This window comes from Pseudomonas sp. PA1(2017), assembly GCF_001945375.1.
Lineage (GTDB): Bacteria > Pseudomonadota > Gammaproteobacteria > Pseudomonadales > Pseudomonadaceae > Aquipseudomonas.
This window is the reverse complement of record NZ_MSXU01000011.1, coordinates 19,943-40,028: the sequence shown is the minus strand read 5'-3', so window position 1 is coordinate 40,028 and position 20,086 is coordinate 19,943. Positions and strand designations below refer to the sequence as shown.

The window sequence follows — 20,086 nt, the reverse complement described above, 5'->3', positions numbered from 1 at the left end:
TCAGGCAGGGCGTGGTTCCTCACTGTTTTCCTGGCCGGCATTCCGGCGCAGCTTCTTGGCGCGTTTTTCCAGCACCAGATAGACCACGCAGGCTACCGCCAGCGGCAGCAGGAAGTAGATCGCCCGGTAGCCGATCAGCGCGGCGACGATGCTGCCCTTGGACATTTCATGCTGCAGCATGGCGATGAACACCGCCTCGATCACGCCAAGGCCAGCGGGAATGTGGGTGATCACCCCGGCGATGCTGCTGATCATCAGGATGCCGAGAATGGTCGGGTAGAAGGCTTCCTCGGGCAGCAGCAGGTAGATGATCAGCGCCATCAGCGACCAGTTCAGGGCACCGAGACCGGCCTGCAAGAGTGCCATGGGCAGCGACGGCAGGTTCAGCTCGTGACCGCGGATCGTCCAGCTGCGGCGGTTGGAGAACTGGCAGGCCAGGAGGTAGCCGATGCCTATCGCAAGCAACGCCAGGCCGATGATGCGCAGGCCCGTGGCGCCGATAGCCCAGCCTTCAGGCAGCTTGAGCAGGCCAAAGGTGAACAGCACACCGGCCAGCAGGATGTAGCCCAGCCAGTTGGTGATCAGACTCATGCTCAGCACGCGGGTGATGGTCGAGACCTTTAGGCCCAGGCGCGAGTACAGGCGATAGCGCAGCGCCACGCCGCCAACCCAGGAACTCAGGTTGAGGGTGAAGGCGTAGCACACGAAGGTCAGCGGCAGCACTTGCCGGGTGGGCAGGCCGTGCTGGGTGTAGGCGCGGCCGATCAGGTCGAAGCTCGAGTAAACCCCATAGCTCAGCGCTGCCACGCCGATGGCGGCGAGCAGGGTGCTGGTGCTGTAGCTGCGTAGCGCCTGGCTGACTTCCTGCCAGTCGAGGTTCTTGACCAGCATGAACAGCAGCACCGGCACCAGGATGAAGAAGCACAGGGTCAGCAGGCGCTTCGCCCAGCGCCACGCGGGTTTGCCTTGCTTGTCGTCGGGTTTGCTCACGAGACTTTCTCCTGGTCGACCTGCAAGGTGCCGCACTGCGGCGCTTCGATATCGGGTTTGAGCAGCTTGAGCCGCGGTGAATGGGCCGGGAACCAGCCGGCGATGGCTGGAAAGTGGCGCAAGAAGTGGAAGCACAGAAAGATCAGCGGTGCGCGCCACCAGTAGCCGCGCATCACTCGCTTGAGCGGCACCGACTTGCAGCTCGATTCGGCGAGCTCGGAGAGATGCTCGTGCAGGCGCCGGTTGAGCGCCGGGTCACGGATCACCACGTTGGCTTCCAGGTTTAGCGACAGGCTCAGTGGGTCGAGGTTGCTCGAGCCCACGGTGCACCATTCGTGGTCGGCAAGGGCGACCTTGCCGTGCAGGGGGCGTTGGCAATACTCGTAGATGGTCACGCCGTCGCGCAGCAGATAGTTGTAGGTCAGCCGCGAGCACAGGCGTACCAGCGGCATGTCCGGCATGCCCTGAAGGATCAGCGTCACCTTGACGCCCCGGCGGGCGGCGTTGCGCAGCTCGCGCAGCAGGCGATAGCCTGGAAAGAAGTAGGCGTTGGCGACGATCAACCGGTGCTGGGCCTTGCGTATGGCGTCCAGGTAATGCTGTTCGATGGTGTTGGTGTCATCGCCGTTGTCGCGGATGGTCATCAGCAGGCGACTGTTGCCGGCATGCCTGTGCTGGCCGGGCTGGTTGACCCGGCGTTTGGCTACCTGGCGGTCGTCGCGTGCTTCGAGCAGGCGTTCGGCAGCGGTGTGCACGTCGGCGACGATGGGGCCGCGCACGCGCACGGCGTAATCCTGCTTGGCCATTGGGCCGTAGTCGCCCAGGTGGTCGGCGCCGAAGTTGATGCCGCCGATGTAGGCGATCTCACTGTCGATCACCACGATCTTGCGGTGCAGGCGGCGGAACAGGTTGGTACGCATGCCCAGCAGGCGCTTGCCGGGGTCGAACATGTGCACGCGCACGCCGGCTGCGGTCAGCGCGGCGACGTACTCGGCGGACAGGTCCGCGGTGCCGTAGCCGTCCACGGTGATCTCCACGCTGGCGCCGTTGCGAGCCGCACTGATCAGCGCCTGCTGCAGCTCCATGCCGACCTTGTCTTCGAAGATGATGAAGGTCTCCAGCAGCACTTCCTGCCGGGCGTTGCGGATGGATTCGAATACGGCGGGGTAGAACTCCTCGCCGTTGATCAGCAAATCGACCTGGTTGCCATCACGCCAGTCGTACTTCATAGCCGTATCTCCACAGCTAACGGTGCATGATCCGACAGGTGCGACCAGGGACGGGTCGAGAGCACCTGCGGGTTGTGAGTGGTCGCGTTGCGTACATAGATGCGATCGAGGCACAGCAGCGGCCAGCGCGCCGGAAAGCTCCTGGCGGGCTTGCCGTATTCGTTGACGAACGCCTCCTTGAGGCCACTGGCGGCCAGCAGGCCATCGGCACGCTGGCGCCAGTCGTTGAAATCACCGGCGACGATCACCGGCGCGTCGCTGGGCAGGCGGTCGAGCACCTTGCAGATCAGGCCGAGCTGCTGCTTGCGATGGACCTCACGCAAGCCCAGGTGCACGCAGATGGCATGCACTTCGGCGTGGCCCGGCACGTCCAGCACCGAGTGCAGCAGGCCGCGCTGCTCCTGGGTGCCGATCGACACGTCCAGGTTTTCGTGGCGCAGGATCGGGAACTTGGAGAGCAGGGCATTACCGTGGTCGCCATGGGGGTACACGGCATTGCGGCCGTAGGCGAACTGCGGCCACATGCTGTCGGCGAGAAATTCGTATTGCGGCGTGGGCGGCCAGTTCTCGTAGCGCTTGGCGTGGTGTTCGTGGGTGCCGTGCACTTCCTGCAGGAACACCATGTCGGCCGACAGGGTGCGCACCGCATCGCGCAATTCCGGAAGGATGAAGCGCCGATTCAGCGCGGTGAAGCCCTTGTGGGTGTTCACCGTGAGAATCTTCAGCGTGTGCACCGCGCTGGCCAGCTCCGTAGGGGCCGGTTGGTGGGTGGTCATGGGCTCACTCCTGGCGACTGGCCGGGAGCGTTGGGCAACGCCTTGGCCAGGTCGAACTTCTGTAAGAGTGCGTGGGCGTCATAGGGCGCACGTACCTTGAGGTCATTGTCGAAATAGCAGTACACGTCCCGTGATGCCCGGGCACGCGGCTTGTGGGTGTCGATCAGCTGTGCGTCGCCGGGTTGCTGACCACGGCTCCAGGTGGCGATGCGCTGGTGCCAGTGGTCGATGGCGTCTTTGTCGTAACCGCTTTCGTAGAGCTTCTTGTTGCCGTGCAGGCGCAGGTACACGAAGTCGCTCGTCAGGTCTTCGGCGTAGGGCCACTTGCCGGCGCTGTCGGCGAACACCAGCGCAACCTTGTGCTTGCGCAGCAGCCTGATGAAGGCCGGATCGCGGAAGCTTTGGTGGCGAATTTCCACGGCATGACGCAGTTTCTGGTGGTGGGGCACTTCCAGGCTGCCGTCCTGCAGGCGATCTGCTTTCTTGGCACTACGCAGGGCTTGCTCGGTATCCTGCGGCAGCAGAGCGAGGAAGTCGGCGAAGCGCTGTTCATCGAACGCCATGCTCGGTGGGAATTGCCAGAGGATCGGCCCCAGCTTTTTGCAGAGCTGCAGCGGCCCCGAGGCGAAGAAATTGGCGACCGGCGTGGCCACGTCGTCGAGGCGGCGGATATGGGTGATGTAACGCGGCGCCTTGACGGCGAAGCAGAAGCCGTCCGGCGTCTCCTTGGCCCAGCCGGCATAACGCTCGGGCGTTTGCAGGGCGTAGAACGAGCCGTTGATCTCGATGCTGCTCACCGCTCGGGAGGCGAACGCCAGTTCCTCGCGCTGCTTCAATCCCGCGGGATAGAAGTCGCCGCGCCAGGGCCCATAGCGCCAGCCCGATATGCCGATATGGATACGCTTCACCGTAGCTCACCCGCTCGCGGCAGACCAACGCGCGGTTGCCCGCAGGCGCCAGGGGCTGTTCCCGTTTCACGCACGCTCGCGCTGAAACGGGAACGGATCCTAGGTTGCGGCGTTGGTCTGCTCATCGATCAGTGCGCGCCGGTCACGCGGCGCAGCAGCTCGGCGCTGGCCTGCGGGTCGTCGCTCAGGGCCAGGTTGCCTAGCGATACTACGCCGACCAGGCGCTTGTCGCGGTCGAGCACCGGCAGGCGTCGCAGCTGGTTTTCGCCCATGTTGCGAGCCACCTGGCGCACGTCCTCATCTTCGAAGCAGTAACGGATTTCGCCGCTCATTACCTCGGAGATCGGCGTTTCCCCCGGCATGCCGGTAGCCACGGCGCGCACAGTGATGTCGCGGTCGGTGATCATGCCGACCAGGCGGTCGTCCTGGTTGACGAGCAGGGCGCCGCAGTCGATGCGCGCCATCATGGCGGCGGCTTCGTGGATGGTCTGGCTGGGCGTGATCGTCTGCACGCCGCGGGTCATGATATCGCTGACTTTCATGCTGGCCTCCTGGCGATGATCGCCGTGGTTCAGCGAGGGGCCCGGGCGCAGCAGGCGCGCGGGCATCGTTAAATTCCGACTGGAGCGGCGAGGAGGCGGTTCAAGGTTTTTGCCCGCCGTGCGGCGGCTTTGGAGCTTGTTAATACTGCTGCGCAAGCCGAGGGCTCCGGCGCGATCGTGCTCGAGCGTTAACAGGCCTAGAGCAGCGAGCGCAGATAATCGCCGAAGCCTCCGCGGGCGCGGCAATCCAGACGGGCACTGGTATACACGCGCGGCAACGAGCTCCAGGCGATGCGCGCGCCGACGCGCTCGAAGGCGGCGACCAGCTGCACGTCCTCGTCGACGGCGATGTTCTGGAACCCTCCGGCGCGATGGTAGGCGGCTGCGCTGAACGACAGGTTGGCACCGTGGATGTGCCGATGTCCGTCGCGGTCCTGGTAGGCACTCAGGTAACGGCTCTGTACGCCGTGATCGAGCTCGCCCCATTCGGCGACTTCCACTGTGCCGCAGACCATGTCGGCTTGCAGTTCGCGCTGGCGCACCAGCCAGTCCGGTGCCACGCGGCTATCGGCGTCGGAGCAGGCGATCCAGCCCGCGCCACGTTCGAGTTGCCAGGCCACGCCAGCGGCACGCGCCTGGCCGACGTTGCGTGCCTGCAGCGAAAGGCTCGCGACCGGGTAATTGGCGACCACGCTGGCCGATCCATCGCTGCAGCTATCGAGCACCACCAGAATGCGCACCGGCACATCGAGAAGGGAGTGGGCGGCGGCGTCGAGCAGGGCGGTCAGGCAGGCGTCCAGGCTCTGCTCTTCGTTGTGAGCGGGGATCACGATGCCGATCAAACCGGACGCTCCCGGGCCTGTGGCGTTAGCCCCTCGCGCTGGGCGACGGAGGTGCTTTCAGTACCCCAGACTTCAAGCAGCATGTCGGTATCTTCATGGCGCAGCAGGCGCGGCAGACCGAGGCGTTCGTGCAGGCGCTGGTGAACCTGGTCGCCGCTCAACGGGCATTCGTCGATCGGCCAACGCCAGTGGCAGGCCAGCAGGTTGGCGCCGGTGTTGAGGGCGGCCCTGGCGCAGTCGATCAGGCGATCCAGATCCTGCGCGTCGAGGTAGTAGCACAGCTCGCTGAGCACGATCAGGTCGAAACGCCCGGCCGGCCATTGTTCCGGTAGACGGGTTTGCATCAGGCGCACGTTGCTGCGGTGAGCGAGGCGGTTGCGTGCCAGCTCCAAGGCGAGGGCAGAAGTGTCGCTGCACAGTAGGTGTGTGCAGCGTTCGGCCAGGCGCGCGCTTAGTTCGCCGTTGGCGCAGCCCGGCTCGAAGATGCTGCCGTAGTGGCTGCGCGGCAGGGCGGCGAGGGTCAGGTTGCGCTTGCGCTGCTCGTACCAGCGCTCGCGAAACGACCAGGGGTCTTCGCTGCTGCGGTAGAGATTTTCGAAGTAATTGTCGGCGACGCTCATAGAAACACCACCTCGAAGGGCTGCTGCAGGCGCTCCACCGCCGTGCCGGAAAGCACCGGTTCGTGGCCGCTATCGGGGTCGTCGTAGAGCTGGCTGGCGAAGGCACGGATGGCGTGACGCTTGCGCGCCTGGGCCCACTTGTCGAGCTGCAGCTTGCGGGCGCGCTCCCACGGTATGCGCGGATCTTCGGGGCTCGCCCAGTGCCAGGCCCAGATCGGAATCTCGTGGGCGCGGGCGCCGCATTCCAGGGCGGCCGTCAGGGCCGCGCGGCCAACGGCTTCGTGGTCGGCGTGGCCGTCCTCGCGCCAAGTGGCGAACACCACGTCGCTGGGTTGCAGGTAGGTCTTGAGAAATTCGCGCAGCTGCACTTCGCAAGCGCCCACGCCGGTATCGGGAAAACCGCCGTGCACCCACTGCACCTGATCGAGCGGCAGGCCGAGGCGCTTGAGGGCATCGGCACTCTCCTGGGGGCGAACGATGCTCAGGCGTTGCGGTGTCCAGTAGGTCGAGCCCGGATGGCTGGCGGCGCCATCGGTGACCGAGATAAGCAGAATTTGCCGCTGCGCCTGAGCCAGCAGTTGCAGCAGGCCGCCGCTGCCGAGGATTTCATCGTCCGGGTGGGGGGCGATGATCACCGCGCGACAGCCTTCGGGCACCAGTTGCGTGCAGGTGATATCGGCCACCTGGGCCAGGCGCCGGGAGGCCTTCCAGGCTTGCGGCGAGGTGCCCTGGCCCTGGATCGGGTTGGTGTTCATAGCATCCAGCTCTCTTGAGGTTGGCGGGCCGCGAGCACGCCGAGGGCCGCCAGGTCGCGCTCGGCATGGCTCTGGCGCAGGAACACCGGCAGGTCGGCCAGCAGCCTTGCCAGCGCGGCGTCACGGCAATAGGGAGCAGCGCCAAGGGCACGTCCAATGTGCTCGATCACCGTGTTCGCACTGTGCTCGACGATGGCGCGCACGCGGCGTACCGGCAGTTCGGCGTCGGCCTCTGGGTTGGTGTTGATCCAGGTGGCACACTCACGCAGGGCGCTGGCTGCGGCGGTCAGTGCGCAGTCCACATGGCCAAGGTGGGCGAGGGCGTGGGGCTCGTCGCGTTCGCTGCAGTGCCGGCGCAGCGCTTCGCCCAGGCGGCTCGCCGCACCGTACCAGCAGGCGGCGATGCCGGCGCCGCCTTGCCAGAAGCCGGGCCGTGCGAGGTAGCCGCCAGGCGGGCCGACTAGTTGGCCATGGGCATCGTCGAAGAGAATTTCCACGCTCTGGGTGGCGGCCATGCCCACGGCCTGCCAGCCATCTTCGGTCACCCGCACGCCAGGCTGCTCGAGGGCAATCGCTACCAGCTGCTGTTCGCCGTGCTCGTTCCAGGCGGTGAGCAGGCCGTGGCTGAGTACTGTGGCGCCCGAACACCAGGCCTTGCGACCGTGCAGGCGCACGCTACCGTCATGCTGCTCGGCGCCGAAGGTGACGCGGGCCATGGGCGGTTCTGCAGCCCACATGCCCCAGGTGGCACGAGCCGGCACATCAGCGCCGAAATGCTCGAGGATCGCCAGGGCGTCGGTATGGCCTTCGTAGAGTTTGCACAGGCTCAGATCCTGTGCGGCGACCGTGGCCAGCGCCTGCCAACGTTGCAGGGTCTGGCCACCGCCGGGTTTGGGTAATCGATCGAGGCCCGCGTCGCAGAGCTTTTGCAGGCTGCGCAGCAGAGCCTCGGGGTGATGCGGGAGTGGGTGCGGCCACTCGTTCAGCAGGGCGCCGAGGCGTTCCACCAGACGAGTGCCGCTCCCGGTCATACCACCTTTTCCTTCTGCAGCTCGAACAGCACCAGCGAGCGGTGGGTAACGATGAACTCGTCACCGAACTGGAACACTTCATCGTCCTCTGGTTCCTCGACCCGGTTGGTGTCGAGCATGCACGTCCAGTGGCTACCCTGGGCAACTTCCGGCAGGCGGAAATTGACCACGTCATGGTGCGAGTTGACCACCAGCAGCAGCGTCGCGTCGGCCCCGCTGCGGCGGATCCCTGTCGGCTGAGCGCGGCCATCGAGCAGCATGCCCATGCAGCGCGCATGGGGGTCGTGCCAGTTGTCCTCGTTCATCTCCTCGCCACTGGGTGCCAGCCAGGTGACGTCCTTGACGCCCAGCTCCTCGTTGAAGGCGCCGACGAAGAAGCGACTACGACGCAGGATCGGGTAGTTCATGCGCAGCTTGATCACCCGGGTGACGAATTCCTGCAACTGCTTTCCGCGCTCGCTCAGGTCCCAGTTGATCCAGCCGATCTCGCTGTCCTGGCAATAGGCATTGTTGTTGCCGTGCTGGGTGCGCGCGAACTCGTCGCCGGCCACCAGCATCGGTGTGCCCTGGGCGAGGATCAGCGTGGCCATGAAGTTGCGCATTTGTCGCAAGCGCAGGTCGTTGATGGCCTCGTCGTCGGTCGGGCCTTCGACGCCGTGGTTCCAGGACATGTTGTTGTTGCTGCCGTCCTGATTGTTCTCGTCGTTGTCCTCGTTGTGCTTGTCGTTGTAGGAGACAAGGTCATTGAGGGTGAAACCGTCGTGGGCGGTGATGAAGTTCACCGACGAGAACGGCCGGCGACCACGCTGGTTGTACAGGTCGCCCGAGGCGGTCAGGCGGCTGGCCAGTTCGGCCAGCTGGCCTTCATCGCCCTTCCAGAAGCTGCGCACATTGTCGCGGAACTTGTCGTTCCACTCCGCCCAGCCCGGCGGGAAACCACCGACCTGATAACCGCCAGGGCCGCAGTCCCACGGCTCGGCGATCAGCTTGACCTTGCTCAGTACCGGGTCCTGACGACAGGCGACCAGGAAGCTGTGGCGTTCGTCGTAGCCGTCGTGGTGGCGGGCCAGAATGGTCGCCAGGTCGAAGCGGAAGCCGTCCACGCCCATCTCCGTGGCCCAGTAGCGCAGTGAGTCGGTGACCATTTGCAGCACGCACGGGTGGCTCAGATCCAGGGTGTTGCCGGTGCCCGAATCGTTGATGTAGTAGCGCTTGTCATCGGGCATCAGCCGGTAGTAGCTGGCGTTGTCGATGCCGCGCATGGACAGCGTCGGGCCCAGCTCGTTGCCTTCGGCGGTGTGGTTGTAGACCACGTCGAGAATCAGCTCCAGGCCTGCATCGTGCAGGTGCGCGGCCATTTCCTTGAATTCGTTGATGTGGCCGCTGGCCAGGTAACGGGGGTGCGGGGCGAAAAAGCCGATGCTGTTATAGCCCCAGTAGTTGTTCATGCCCTTTTCCAGCAGGTGCTGGTCGTTCACGAAGGCATGCACCGGCAGCAGTTCGACCGACGAAACGCCGAGCTTGCGGATGTGCTTGATCACGTCGGCGTTCATCAGGCCGGCGAAGGTGCCGCGCTTGTCTTCGGCCACCGACGGATGACGCATGGTCAGGCCACGCAGATGGGCCTCGTAAAACACCGTCTTGTCCCAGTCGACGCGGTGGCTGCGGTGCTTGCCCCAGGTGTAGGCCGGGTCGATCACCTTGCACTTGGGCACGAAGGGCGCGCTGTCACGCTCGTCGAAACTGAGGTCGCCGTCGGGGTGGCCGATCTCGTAGCCGAACAGCGCTTCGGACCATTTCAGCTCGCCGACCAGTTGCTTGGCGTACGGGTCGATCAGCAGTTTGTTGGGGTTGAAGCGGTGACCGGCTTCCGGCTCGTAGGGGCCGTACACGCGGTAGCCGTAGATCAGCCCCGGATGGGCGTCGGGCAGGTAGCCGTGCCAGATTTCGTCGGTGTACTCCGGCAATTCGATGCGCTCGATTTCTTCCAGGCCATCAGGGTCGAAAATGCACAGTTCGACCTTGGTGGCGTGAGCCGAGAAGAGCGCGAAGTTGACGCCCAAACCATCCCAGGTCGACCCCAACGGAAAGGGCTGACCTTCGGTTATACGCGAGCGTGGTTGACTCATTCTGGGTGGCTCCTGGTATCAGGCCTTGGGCTTCTTGGCGGCAGGCTTGGGGGTGGTGCTGGGTTTGGCCTTGGCGGGCGCCTTGGCCGGTTTGAGCAGGGCAGGTTTCTCGGCGTCGGCCTTGGGCGCTGCCTTGCTGGCACGGGGTTTGATAGGCGCGGCAGGGGCCGGCTCGCCAGCGGCGGCCTTGGACTTGCTCACGCGCTTGGGCGCGGCCTTGCCGGGCGTCTGCTCGGCCTCGACCAGCTTGGTGGCCATTTCCCAGTGGCGTTTGGCCTGGCCGTGGGGTTTCCCTTCGGATTCCCAGATCTGGTAGGCGAACTCACGGATACGGTCTTCTTTTGCGCTCATGGTTGTGACTCCTGAGATGGGCTAGGGGCGATCAGCAGATTGACGGGGACAGCGCGCAGCACATCGCGCAAGGCAAGGTAGGCGCTGGGGGGCAGAGGGTTGGCAGAGTCGAATGTGCTGTGCAGCGCCTGGTCGGCGAGCGCGGCGGGCAGGGCGATACGGGTGTCGCCCCATTGGTCGGCGGCGATCAGCGGCATGGCGCTATCGCCCAGCAGGTTGGCGCTCAGGCGCGGCACAACGACGATGGCGTGCTGCTCGCCGTGGCTACGCAGAAACGCGACGACCCGCTCGGCGTGCTCACCCTCGACCTGCAGCGGCTGGTAATCGCCTTTGGCGAACAGCTGCGCGTGGTGCTGGCGAGCCAGCAGGGTGGCGGCGATCAGTGCCTGCTTTACGTGGCCGTCATGCCAGTGTTCGAGGGCCTGGGCCATCGGTTGGCCATCAGCCAGGGCCTGGCGGCGAGCGGCGAAATCCACCGGGCGGCGGTTGTCCGGGTCGACCAAGGAGAAGTCCCAGAACTCGCAGCCCTGATACAGATCGGGAACCCCCGGCACGCTCATGCGCAGCAGGCTCTGGGCCAGGCTGTTGAGGGCGCCGGCAGGCGCGATTTCGGCGGCGGCGTGGCAGATCTCGGCGCGCAATTTGGCACCCTCGTCGCTGCCGAGCAGTGCCTGCAGGTAGTCTCGGCAAGCCTGCTCATAGCGCTCGTTGGGGTTGCTCCAGGTGCTGCGCAACTTGGCCTCGCGCACAGCCTTTTCCTGCCAGGCGGTGAGGCGCTCGGTGAGGCTTTGCAGGCCCTCGGCATCGTCGGCGCGCAGATCCAGCGGCCAGCAGGCAAGCAGGATCTGCAGCAGCATCAGCTCGTCACCGGGCGCGGGCGCCAGGCCGTCATCCAGTTCATCGCGCAGCGGCGCAGCCAGTTCGCGCCAGTGCTGGCAACGCTCGGCGAACCATTCGGCACGCTCGCTGAGCACGGTCAGGCGCGCGCGGGTGTCTTCGCCACGCTTGTGGTCGTGGGTCGCGGTGGTCAGCAGGTTGGCTGGGAAATGACGGGCCCGCTCGACGCAACCGTCATGAAAGGCCTGCATCGGCGCGCTGAATTGTTGCGGGTCGAAGCCCACGTCGTTACGCGACAGCAGCACCGCACTGCGGTAGCAGGCGGTGTCTTCCACGGCCTTGGCGGCGGCCGGGGAGGTGAGTTGCTGGAAGCGCTCGATCATCTTCGCCCGGCGCTTGCGCTGTGGGCTCGGTGGCAGGTGCGAAAGGGCCTGGCCGCCAAGCCAGCTGTCCAGATGTTCAAGGAGCGGCCAGTCGCCTTCGGCCAGCGTCGTGCGGGCGCCTTCCAGGGCATGGTCGAACACCGCCTGGTCATTGGCACTGCGCCCGGCGGCCGACACGTAGGTGCGGTACACCGAGAAATGGGTGATCAGCTCCAGCAGCGCGCGGCGGATGGCGCCCAGGGTCAGGTCGCGGGTGGCGATGTCGTCACGGGCCACTAGCAAGAGGCCTTGGGCCAGGGCTTCCAGGTCGCCGGCCAGGGAGGTGGTCAGCACCAACTGGCGCGCCTCACGAACCTCGGCCATGAAGTCGGCCTCGCGGCCGCTGGTTTCGCTCCACAGCTTCGACAGGATCGGCTCGCCTTCGGGCGCGTGCTGCAGCAGCGACACCTGGTTCATGAATTCGTAGCCGGTGGTGCCGTCCACACCCCAGTCGCGGGGCAGCTGTTCGCCTTCGCCGAGGATCTTTTCGACATAGATCGAAAAACGGCCACCCTGCAGATTCGCCGGGCGTTTCGGCAGCAGCCGCTCGACGCGGCGGCGCAGCTTGCGGCAATAGGCGCGCGGGTTGGCCAAGCCGTCGACGTGGTCGATACGCAGGCCATCGACCAGGCCTTTTTCGATCAGCTCGAAGATTTTCCCGTGGGTCGCTTCGAACACGTCGTGGCGCTCGACCTTGAGGCCGCCCAGTTCGTTGATGTCGAAGAAACGCCGCCAGTTGATGTCGTCCGCCGCGGTGCGCCAGCTGGCCAGGCGATAGTGCTGGCGTTCGAGCAACTGGTGCAGCGCTTCGAAGTTCTGCCCCTCGGCTGGCCGTAGGCTGGCCAGGGCACGCTCGATGGCATGCCCGGCCTTGCTGGCCAGGGCGACCAGTTCACGAAACAGCACGCTCGCCTGACGCTGACCATCGGCGCTGTCGTCCAGCGCAGCGAAGCGCTGGCCCAGGGCCTGCAGCTCGGGATGGCCGCTGCGCTGCAGGATGTCGCCATAGGTCGGTGGGTTGATCGGGAAACGGTGGTCGTAGTGCTTGGCGTAGAACAGGCCGCGTTTGGCATCGAAGTGCAGCTCGATCTCGCCGGCAGCCAGCACCTCGCCGTAGTCGCTGCGCAGGAACGGCACCAGCAACTGGCCGCGCAGCAGGGGGTCGTGGGACTGCCAGTGGATGTCGAAAAATTTTGCATAGGCGCTGCTGGCGCCCCATTCGAGCACGTCCAGCCACCAGGGGTTGGCATCGCCGCCCACCGCCATGTGGTTGGAGACGATATCCAGGATCAGCCCCATACCTTTGCCGCGCAGGGCGGCGATCAGGCGTTCCAGAGCCGCTTCGCCGCCCAGCTCGGGGTTGACGCGTGTCGGGTCGACCACGTCGTAGCCGTGCATGGAGCCAGGCCGTGCGGTGAGCAGCGGCGAGGCGTAGATATGGCTGATGCCCAGGCGCGCGAAATAGTCGACCAGGGGTACGGCATCGTCGAGGGTAAAGCCCTTGTGAAACTGCAGGCGAACGCTGGCGCGCAACTCAGTCATGGCCGAGGCCCTCGGCCAGGTTGCGGGCCCACTGCAGGCGCTGGAGGCGGTGCGCGACTGCCGGGGTGTCGAGCATGCCCTCGGCCGGCTCGGCCCAGCGGCGGCGCCAGTTCGGGTGTTCGTCGCCCGGGCCGGGCAGGTTGGGCTGTTCGGTGGCGGCCATGGCGTCTTCCAGCGGCAGCAGCACCAGCGGCGCTGGGGTGCTGCCGATGAAGGCGATGCTGGCGTCCAGTTGCTGGCCGTCATCCATCTGTTCGGCGGTGGCGTGGCCGTGATCGTGCAAGGCCTGGTGCAGTGCTCGGGTTTCCTGGGCGCGCAATTGATGATCCTGTCTGGTGTAGTCGTCGCTGCGGTGGCCCGCAGCCTGGCGCCAATGGATGTCGCGGGAGGCGAGCCAGCCGCGAATGCTCGGCAAATCATGGGTCGTGGTGGTGGCCAGGGCGTCGCGCGGCCAGTGGCCCGGGGCATGGAAGTGGCCGTTGCTTTGCTCGAAGAGCAGCACGCGCATGCCGAGAATGTTGCGCGCGGCCAGCTCTTCGCGCAGGCCGTCGGGCACCGTGCCCAGGTCTTCGCCGATGATCAGCGCGCGGTGGCGCTCGGCCTCCAGGCACAGCAGACGCAGCAGATCCTGGGACGGATAGTTGAGGTAGGCGCCGGCGGCAGAGTCCTCGCCTTCGGGAATCACCCACAGACGGCGCAGGGTCATCACGTGGTCGATGCGCATGCCACCGGCGTGAGCCAGGTTCGCGCGCAGCATTTCGAGGTAGGCGCGAAAGCCGTTCTGTTGCAGGCCCTGGGGCGAAAACGCCGACACGCCCCAGTTTTGCCCCGAGCGGTTGAGGATGTCCGGCGGCGCGCCGACGCTGACCGACTGCAGCAGTTCGGCCTGGCGGCCCCAGGCCTGGCTGCCGGCGGCATCGGCGCCGACGGCCAGGTCGGCGATCAGGCCGACCGCCATGCCGGCTTCACGGGCTGCCGCCTGCGCGCCGTGCAGGCAGCGGGCGACCAGCCATTGGGCGAAGGCGTGGAATTCGATCTCGTGCTGATGGCCTTCGCAGAACTGCTCGACCGCCGCGCTGGCAGGGTCCCGGTACTGCTCGGGCCAGGCCCGCCAGTCGACCGGCAGGCCGTTGAGGTCCATGAAGCCGCGCAGCGCCTCGAAGCGACAATGCTGGCGCAGGGCCTCGCCACCGGCCTGGCGAAAGGCCTCGAAGTCGGCCTGCAGCGGATGAATGCTGACAGCGAAATCGGCATGCAGCTGCCGCAATATCTGCATGCGCGCACTGGCGACGCCCGGCCAGTCGATCAGCTCCAGGCCTTCCAGGCGCGCCAGTTCGTCGGCCAGCCCACAAGTGCGGATGGCCTGCTGAACCGCTGCTTCGCCGAGCACACTGGCCGGTGCAGCATGCAGCACGTTGAAGAACAGGCGGCTGGAGGGCGAGTAGGGGCTGTAAGTGTGCAGGTTGGCGCTGAACATGGCGTGCATCGGGCTGATCGCCACGGCATCGGCGCCGCGGGCCGCCGCGCTGCGCACCAGGGATTCCAGCGCCTGAGTGTCGCCCAGGCCACCGTCACCCGGGCGGCGCAGCGAGTACAGCTGGGCGCTCAGGCCCCAGATCCTGGCATCGGCACGGTCGGCCAGTTCGGCGACGCTCGGGCAGGCGGCAGGCGCCACGGCGAGGGTCACTTCGCCACCGGCGATGCGCAACTGGTGATAACCGATGGTGCCGATCACCGGCAGGCGACCGCTGTCGTCCAGTCGGCCGTCCAGGCGTTCGCCCTGTTCCAGCTGAATCTCGAATGGCGTGCCCGGCGGAAAGTAGCGGGTCAGGTCCAGAGCCTGCTGCTGGTCGAGGGTGACCAGTGGGCCGAGGGCCAGGTTGTTCTGGCGGTGCTGCAACTGCGCCAGGCTGGCTTCGATCTGCCCGTCGTCAGCCGCGGGATAACCAAGGGCGTCGAGCAGACGACGTTGATGCTCGGGTTTGACCGATTGGGCATTACCGTCGGCGTCGATCCAGTCGACGCTCAGGCCTGCGGCCTTGCTCAGTTCTGCCAGGCGTGCATCGCTCATGGGGCGCCCTCCAGCAGAACGCGCACGCTGTGCGCCGGCAGCTGCTCGCCGTCAGCGCGGTAGCTGAACAGTTGGTGAGCGCCTTGCGGCGTCGCTGCTTCCACCGGCTCGCTGCCCAGATTCAGGGCGATATGCAGCACCTGGCCGTCGCCAAGCTGCCAGCTAGCAGCCACAGCGGCCTCGCCGAGCACCCGACTCTCCAGGGCCTGGCTGCCAGGCAGGCGCGGCACGATGTGCTGGTGGCGCAGGTTCAGCAGCTCTCGATAGAACGCCAGCCAGGCCTTGCCATCCGCCGTGTCGCGATTGTGGTAGTCGGGCTTGGAGGTTTCGAAGGTGCTGGCGTCGTTGGGGGCAGGAATGGCCTGGCCGGAGAACTTGGAGAAATCCTTGAATTCGTTCTGGCGACCCTTGCGCACCGCTTCACCGAGCTCGTCGTTGTGTGAAGTGAAGAACTGGAACGGCTGCTCGCTGCCCCATTCCTCGCCCATGAACAGCAGCGGAATCATCGGGCTGAGCAGCAGCAGGGCGGTGGCGCTTTTCAGCGCGTCGTCATCGGCCAGCGTGCGCAGACGTTCACCGACGGCGCGGTTGCCGACCTGATCGTGGTTCTGCAGGAACAGCACGAAGGCGCTGGGCGCCAGGTGACCGCTGCTGCTGCCGCGGGCGGTGCCGTGGCGGGTGGTTTCCCCCTGGTAGATGAAGCCTTCGCGCAGGCAGCGGGCCAGCTTGTGCGTGGCATCGCTGGCGAAGTCGGCGTAGTAGCCTTCGTGCTCGCCGGTCAGCAGGTGATGCAGCACGTTGTGGCCGTCATCGTTCCACTGGGCGACGAAGCCTTGCTGCAGCAGTTCGGCGTCGTTGTGCTCGTTTTCCAGCACCAGGTGCAGATGGCGCGAGGGGGGAATCGAGGCATGCAGCCGTTCGGCCAGTTCGAGCAGGAAGTCGCGCTCACCAATGGCGTGTACGGCGTCGAAGCGCAAGCCGTCGGCCCGGTAGTCGTGCACCCACATCAGGGCGTTGTCGATGAAGTAGTCACGCACCTGCCGTCGACGAAAATCGATGGCCGGGCCCCAGGGCGTGTGCACGTCTTCGCGGAAGAAGTCGCTGGCGTACTGGCCCAGGTAATTACCGTCCGGGCCGAAGTGGTTGTACACCACGTCGATGAACACCATCAGGCCCAGCTCATGGGCGCGGTCGATCAGTGCGCGCAACTGGTCCGGTGTGCCGTATGACGAATCCGGTGCGAAGGGCAGCACGCCGTCGTAACCCCAGTTGCGACCGCCCGGGAATTCACCCAGGGGCATCAGTTCGATGGCGGTGACACCCAGGTCGGCAAGCTCTTGCAAGCGCGCCTGCGCGGCCTGGTAACCGCCCAGGGTGCCGACGTGGACTTCGTAAAGCACCGTTTCCTGCCAGGGGCGGCCCTGCCAGTCGGTACTGCGCCATTGATAGCGGAATGGATCGGCGACACGGCTGGGGCCGTGCACGTCATTGGCCTGCCAGCGCGAAGCGGGGTCGGGCACCAGCAGGTGATCGTCGATCAGGTAATGGTAGTCGGTGCCTGCGGCCACCGGGAGGGTGGCGGCGTACCAGCCGTCGTCGCTGGCCGTCATTGCATGTTGGGTGTCGTCTTGCAGCTTTACCGCGACGCTCTTGGCGTCCGGCGCCCACAGTGCAAAGTGGGTGTGGCCGTTATCGTCGAGCCGGGCGCCGTGTCTTGGTTTTTCCTCTGCCATCACACCAGTTTCCCGCCCGATGTCTTCGCTGCCACCAGCTTGCGATACAGCGCGGCATAGGGCTCCACGGACTGCTTCCAGTACAGCGGCGCGGCCATGGCATGGGCGCGCATGGCGTTGAGCAAATTCGGGTTGCGATAGATGGCCATTGCGCGGCGTACAGCGGTCAGGTAGCTGTCGCTGCTCGGCTCCTTGAACAGGAAGCCGTTCACGCCGTCTTCGATGGTGTCGGCCAGGCCGCCGGTCGCGCGGGCGATCGGCAGCGAGCCGAAGCGCTGGGCGTACATCTGGCTGAGGCCGCAAGGCTCGAAACGCGACGGCATGAGTAGGAAGTCGCTGCCGGCGAACATGCAGCGTGCATCCGCTTCGTTGAAGCCGACGTTGGCGCCGACCTTGCCCGGATGGCGACGCGCCAGCTCACGGACGGCTTCCTCGAGGTGCTCCTCGCCACGGCCGATGATCGCGATGCGACCGCCTTCGGCAACGATGGTGTCGGCAATCTCCAGGGTCATGTCGATGCCTTTCTGCTGCACCAGGCGCGAAACCACGGCGAACAGCGGGCCGTCACTCTGCTCCAGGCCGAACATCTGCTCGACGTGACGGGTGTTGGCGCGCTTGCCTTCCCAGTCATGGGCGTCGAAGCCTTGCACCAGGTGCGGGTCGTTGACCGAATCCCAGCTGTCGTCGATGCCGTTGGGGATGCCGCTGAGCTGATTGAGCTGCACCTTGAACTGCAGCATGCCTTCCAGGCCGCAGCCGAATTCGGAGGTGGTGATCTCGCGGGCGTAGTTCTCGCTCACCGTAGTGACGTGATCCGAGTACACCAGGCCGGCCTTGAGGAACGACAGGCGACCATAGAATTCCATGCCCTGGTGGCCACAGGCCGAGGAAGGCAGGCCCAGCTCCGGGCTGCATTCCAGGCTGCACAGGCCCTGGTAGGCGAGGTTGTGGATGGTGAATACGGTCGGCGTCTGCAGGCCGCGCCAGCTCATGTAGGCGGGCGCCAGGGCAGCGGGCCAGTCGTTGGCGTGAACCACTTCAGGGCACCAGCTCAGGCAGGCGGTACCGGCGGCGATCTCGGCGGCGGCCAGGCCGAGGCTGGCGAAACGGATGTGGTTGTCCTGCCAGTCGCGACCTTGAGCGTCACCATAGGGCGTGCCATCGCGGTCGTACAGCTCGGGGCAAATGAGCACATAGACGATCAACCCGTCGGGCAGCGTCATGCAGCCGATACGGGCGGGCGGCAGGGCAGCGTGGCCCGGTACGCTGCCGACATCGCGGATCGCGTGGCCGCTCTGCAGCACCTGGCGATAGCCGGGGATCAGCACGCGCACGTCGTGGTTGGCGTTCATCGCCCGTGGCAGCGACGCGGAAACGTCACCCAGGCCGCCTACCTTGATCAGGTCGGCCAGCTCAGGGCTGACGAAGAGAATCTTCTTCTTGGCCGCGTGCAGGTTGGTAATGGTGTTATGTGGCTTGAGGGATGTTTCTACCGATACCGCTTGATCGAACCGTGTTACCGCAACAGCGTTTCCCATACCATCCTCCGCTCGATTCTGTCCTTGACTCGTCAATAATTCGTTCGCTTGCACGCCGACGGGAATAGGCCGTCTGTCTTTCCAGTTGATTGCCGTGTCGGGGCAGGAGGAAAAGCTGCTTGCTGGTGATTAATTCCCACCTAGTTGATGACCCAGCTCGCGAATAAGAAGTTTCGACTATTTTCACGAGCTTGCCCGGTCATCATGGAACTAATGCGCGGCAGCAGGTTTTCGCTGCCAATGGCCGGTAAGTTGCGGGGTTTCGACTGCGATAGGCGGTTTGCGGCACAGGTTCGATCTGCCTTAGCGCCTCTCTAGCAGGGGCTTTGGGGCGTTTGGATTGGCACGGGGCGACGAGCGGTCATGTTTGCCCCCTGTCGGCGCGCTTGTACAAGGACTGGACAATTCCTTTACAACTAACGGTGCAAGTAAGCGCGCGGAAAGTTGCACTTATTTTTATCGTTCGAACGGTCAATTAAGTTCGCTGTTTTTATTGCCTGACAATCCGTTCGATATTCATGACGCAAGTAAAAGTGCCACCATCGATTGGTTAATCACGCTGGCCATAAAAGGCTTGGAAATAAAGGGTTTTTGCCAGACTCAGCGTTTCGCTGAGCCGATCGGGTGTTGCAGATCGTGAACGACCGAGGCGGATCGGCGGTGTGGTACTGTTGCCAGGCCCAATCAGCACACGCCGGCCATGAACCTCGACACCCGCATCAAATTTCGCCACCTGACCTGCTTTCTGGAGATCGCCCGGCAGCGCAGCTTCGCCAAGGCCGCCGATGCCCTGGCCGTCAGCCAGCCGGCCATCTCCAAGACGGTCAAGGAACTGGAAGAGATCCTCGACGCTTCGCTGTTCGAGCGTGGCAAGGCGGGCGTCAGCCTGACCACCGCCGGGCTGGCCTTCATGCGCTACGCCGGCCCCTGCGTGCAGGCGCTACGCGATGGCGTGAGCAGCTTGCGCAGTGGCGAGCACGATGCCGGGCAGGTGCGCGTGGGCGTGCTATCCACCGTGGAGAGCCTGCTGATTCCCGAAGTGGTGCGTCGCCTGCACGCGCGCCACGCGGCGCTTGTGGTCAGCATCGCCACGGGCCCCAGCGCCTATCTGCTGGCGCAACTGCGCGTTGGCGAGCTGGACCTGGTGGTCGGCCGGATGACCGACAGCCCGGAAATCCAGGGCCTGACCTTCGAGCACCTGTACAGCGAGTCGATGAGCCTGGTGGTGCGGCCCGACCATCCGCTGCTGGCCGCTGGCGATGCCGGCCTCGGTCAATTGGGCGATTACCCCGTGGTACTGCCATTGGCCGGCACCACCATCCGCCGCTACGCCGACAGCCTGTTCGTGCAATGCGGCGTGGCCCAGCCGCGCCAGCGCCTGGAAACCCTGTCCCCGGCGCTCAGCCGCCGCTACGTGCAGCAGAGCGACGCCGTGTGGGTCGCGCCGCTCGACGCCGTGCGCCTCGACCTGGCAAACGGCGACCTGGCCGAGCTCGCCCTCGGCATCCGCGAGCCCGGCGGTTCGGTCGGCATCTGCAGCAACGCCACGCTGCCGCTGTCGTTGGCGGCGCAATGGTGTTGCGAGACTTTGCGGGAATTGGCGGGTGAATATCGAAAACGTTCGACGTTTCTTGAGCCCTAGGCCAGACCCGCTGAGGGTTTGCGGCTTTATTGGCAACTACGACCCACTGTCGAGTCTGTGATCAGCTTCCGTTGAATGGTATTTGATGGCCAGGTGCCACGTGCTTTAATCCGACACCTCGAACGACC

At 65.4% G+C, this 20,086-nt stretch carries 16 protein-coding genes; 1 reads left to right on the top strand and 15 read right to left on the bottom strand.

Going from position 1 to position 20,086, the window contains the following annotated elements; all coding sequences use genetic code 11:
- The 15 genes from BVH01_RS16650 to glgA all read right to left on the bottom strand — a co-directional run bounded on the left by BVH01_RS16650 (window position 1) and on the right by glgA (window position 18,316).
- Complete coding sequence (locus BVH01_RS16650) at window positions 1–990, bottom strand: lysylphosphatidylglycerol synthase domain-containing protein (RefSeq protein WP_075931415.1); 990 nt, start codon at window positions 988–990, stop codon at window positions 1–3.
- Window positions 987–2,219: a cardiolipin synthase ClsB gene (gene clsB, locus BVH01_RS16645; RefSeq protein WP_075931414.1), complete on the bottom strand. Its 1,233-nt coding sequence runs from the start codon at window positions 2,217–2,219 to the stop codon at window positions 987–989. The genes BVH01_RS16650 and clsB overlap by 4 nt, the downstream gene beginning before the upstream one ends.
- On the bottom strand, window positions 2,216–2,995 hold the full coding sequence (locus tag BVH01_RS16640; RefSeq protein ID WP_075931413.1) for an endonuclease/exonuclease/phosphatase family protein: 780 nt from the start codon (window positions 2,993–2,995) through the stop codon (window positions 2,216–2,218). Before BVH01_RS16640 ends, clsB begins: the two co-directional genes overlap by 4 nt.
- A complete protein-coding gene (locus tag BVH01_RS16635) occupies window positions 2,992–3,903 on the bottom strand; it encodes a DUF72 domain-containing protein (RefSeq protein WP_075931412.1) in 912 nt (303 codons plus the stop codon). The genes BVH01_RS16640 and BVH01_RS16635 overlap by 4 nt, the downstream gene beginning before the upstream one ends.
- Window positions 3,904–4,031: 128 nt before the next feature.
- Complete coding sequence (locus BVH01_RS16630) at window positions 4,032–4,445, bottom strand: CBS domain-containing protein (protein WP_075931502.1); 414 nt, start codon at window positions 4,443–4,445, stop codon at window positions 4,032–4,034.
- A gap of 197 nt (window positions 4,446–4,642) precedes the next feature.
- Window positions 4,643–5,287: a glycosyltransferase family 2 protein gene (locus BVH01_RS16625; protein WP_075931411.1), complete on the bottom strand. Its 645-nt coding sequence runs from the start codon at window positions 5,285–5,287 to the stop codon at window positions 4,643–4,645.
- The gene (locus BVH01_RS16620) at window positions 5,284–5,907 is read right to left on the bottom strand and encodes a class I SAM-dependent methyltransferase (RefSeq protein WP_075931410.1); all 624 of its coding nucleotides are present in this window, start codon (window positions 5,905–5,907) and stop codon (window positions 5,284–5,286) included. The genes BVH01_RS16625 and BVH01_RS16620 overlap by 4 nt, the downstream gene beginning before the upstream one ends.
- Window positions 5,904–6,662 carry a PIG-L deacetylase family protein gene (locus BVH01_RS16615; RefSeq protein ID WP_075931409.1) on the bottom strand — a complete coding sequence of 253 codons (759 nt, stop codon included), beginning with the start codon at window positions 6,660–6,662 and terminating at the stop codon, window positions 5,904–5,906. Before BVH01_RS16615 ends, BVH01_RS16620 begins: the two co-directional genes overlap by 4 nt.
- Entirely contained in the window at window positions 6,659–7,693 is a 1,035-nt protein-coding gene (locus BVH01_RS16610) for an acyl-CoA dehydrogenase family protein (RefSeq protein ID WP_177344620.1), read from the bottom strand. The genes BVH01_RS16615 and BVH01_RS16610 overlap by 4 nt, the downstream gene beginning before the upstream one ends.
- Window positions 7,690–9,822: a glycogen debranching protein GlgX gene (glgX, locus tag BVH01_RS16605; RefSeq protein WP_075931408.1), complete on the bottom strand. Its 2,133-nt coding sequence runs from the start codon at window positions 9,820–9,822 to the stop codon at window positions 7,690–7,692. Before glgX ends, BVH01_RS16610 begins: the two co-directional genes overlap by 4 nt.
- 18 nt (window positions 9,823–9,840) lie before the next feature.
- A complete protein-coding gene (locus BVH01_RS16600; protein ID WP_075931407.1) occupies window positions 9,841–10,173 on the bottom strand; it encodes a DUF2934 domain-containing protein in 333 nt (110 codons plus the stop codon).
- Window positions 10,170–12,974 carry a malto-oligosyltrehalose synthase gene (locus BVH01_RS16595; protein WP_075931406.1) on the bottom strand — a complete coding sequence of 935 codons (2,805 nt, stop codon included), beginning with the start codon at window positions 12,972–12,974 and terminating at the stop codon, window positions 10,170–10,172. The genes BVH01_RS16600 and BVH01_RS16595 overlap by 4 nt, the downstream gene beginning before the upstream one ends.
- Window positions 12,967–15,045, bottom strand: a complete 2,079-nt coding sequence (gene malQ, locus BVH01_RS16590; protein ID WP_075931405.1) for a 4-alpha-glucanotransferase — start codon at window positions 15,043–15,045, stop codon at window positions 12,967–12,969. The genes BVH01_RS16595 and malQ overlap by 8 nt, the downstream gene beginning before the upstream one ends.
- A complete protein-coding gene (gene treZ, locus BVH01_RS16585; protein WP_075931404.1) occupies window positions 15,042–16,778 on the bottom strand; it encodes a malto-oligosyltrehalose trehalohydrolase in 1,737 nt (578 codons plus the stop codon). The genes malQ and treZ overlap by 4 nt, the downstream gene beginning before the upstream one ends.
- Window positions 16,778–18,316, bottom strand: a complete 1,539-nt coding sequence (glgA, locus tag BVH01_RS16580; protein WP_075931403.1) for a glycogen synthase GlgA — start codon at window positions 18,314–18,316, stop codon at window positions 16,778–16,780. The genes treZ and glgA overlap by 1 nt, the downstream gene beginning before the upstream one ends.
- A 700-nt stretch (window positions 18,317–19,016) precedes the next feature.
- On the opposite strand from glgA, the gene pcaQ reads away from it, so the two are divergent.
- Window positions 19,017–19,958: a pca operon transcription factor PcaQ gene (gene pcaQ / locus BVH01_RS16575; protein WP_075931402.1), complete on the top strand. Its 942-nt coding sequence runs from the start codon at window positions 19,017–19,019 to the stop codon at window positions 19,956–19,958.
- Window positions 19,959–20,086: the final 128 nt, after the last annotated feature.

What these genes read in the sequence shown, in the direction of transcription:
- BVH01_RS16620 (WP_075931410.1), bottom strand. Translation starts at nt 5,907, where the DNA reads ATGAGCGTCGCCGACAATTACTTCGAAAATCTCTACCGCAGCAGCGAA.
- BVH01_RS16640 (WP_075931413.1), bottom strand. Translation starts at nt 2,995, where the DNA reads ATGACCACCCACCAACCGGCCCCTACGGAGCTGGCCAGCGCGGTGCAC.
- clsB (WP_075931414.1), bottom strand. Translation starts at nt 2,219, where the DNA reads ATGAAGTACGACTGGCGTGATGGCAACCAGGTCGATTTGCTGATCAAC.
- BVH01_RS16615 (WP_075931409.1), bottom strand. Translation starts at nt 6,662, where the DNA reads ATGAACACCAACCCGATCCAGGGCCAGGGCACCTCGCCGCAAGCCTGG.
- malQ (WP_075931405.1), bottom strand. Translation starts at nt 15,045, where the DNA reads ATGAGCGATGCACGCCTGGCAGAACTGAGCAAGGCCGCAGGCCTGAGC.
- BVH01_RS16610 (WP_177344620.1), bottom strand. Translation starts at nt 7,693, where the DNA reads ATGACCGGGAGCGGCACTCGTCTGGTGGAACGCCTCGGCGCCCTGCTG.
- BVH01_RS16600 (WP_075931407.1), bottom strand. Translation starts at nt 10,173, where the DNA reads ATGAGCGCAAAAGAAGACCGTATCCGTGAGTTCGCCTACCAGATCTGG.
- BVH01_RS16630 (WP_075931502.1), bottom strand. Translation starts at nt 4,445, where the DNA reads ATGAAAGTCAGCGATATCATGACCCGCGGCGTGCAGACGATCACGCCC.
- glgA (WP_075931403.1), bottom strand. Translation starts at nt 18,316, where the DNA reads ATGGGAAACGCTGTTGCGGTAACACGGTTCGATCAAGCGGTATCGGTA.
- glgX (WP_075931408.1), bottom strand. Translation starts at nt 9,822, where the DNA reads ATGAGTCAACCACGCTCGCGTATAACCGAAGGTCAGCCCTTTCCGTTG.
- treZ (WP_075931404.1), bottom strand. Translation starts at nt 16,778, where the DNA reads ATGGCAGAGGAAAAACCAAGACACGGCGCCCGGCTCGACGATAACGGC.
- BVH01_RS16595 (WP_075931406.1), bottom strand. Translation starts at nt 12,974, where the DNA reads ATGACTGAGTTGCGCGCCAGCGTTCGCCTGCAGTTTCACAAGGGCTTT.
- pcaQ (WP_075931402.1), top strand. Translation starts at nt 19,017, where the DNA reads ATGAACCTCGACACCCGCATCAAATTTCGCCACCTGACCTGCTTTCTG.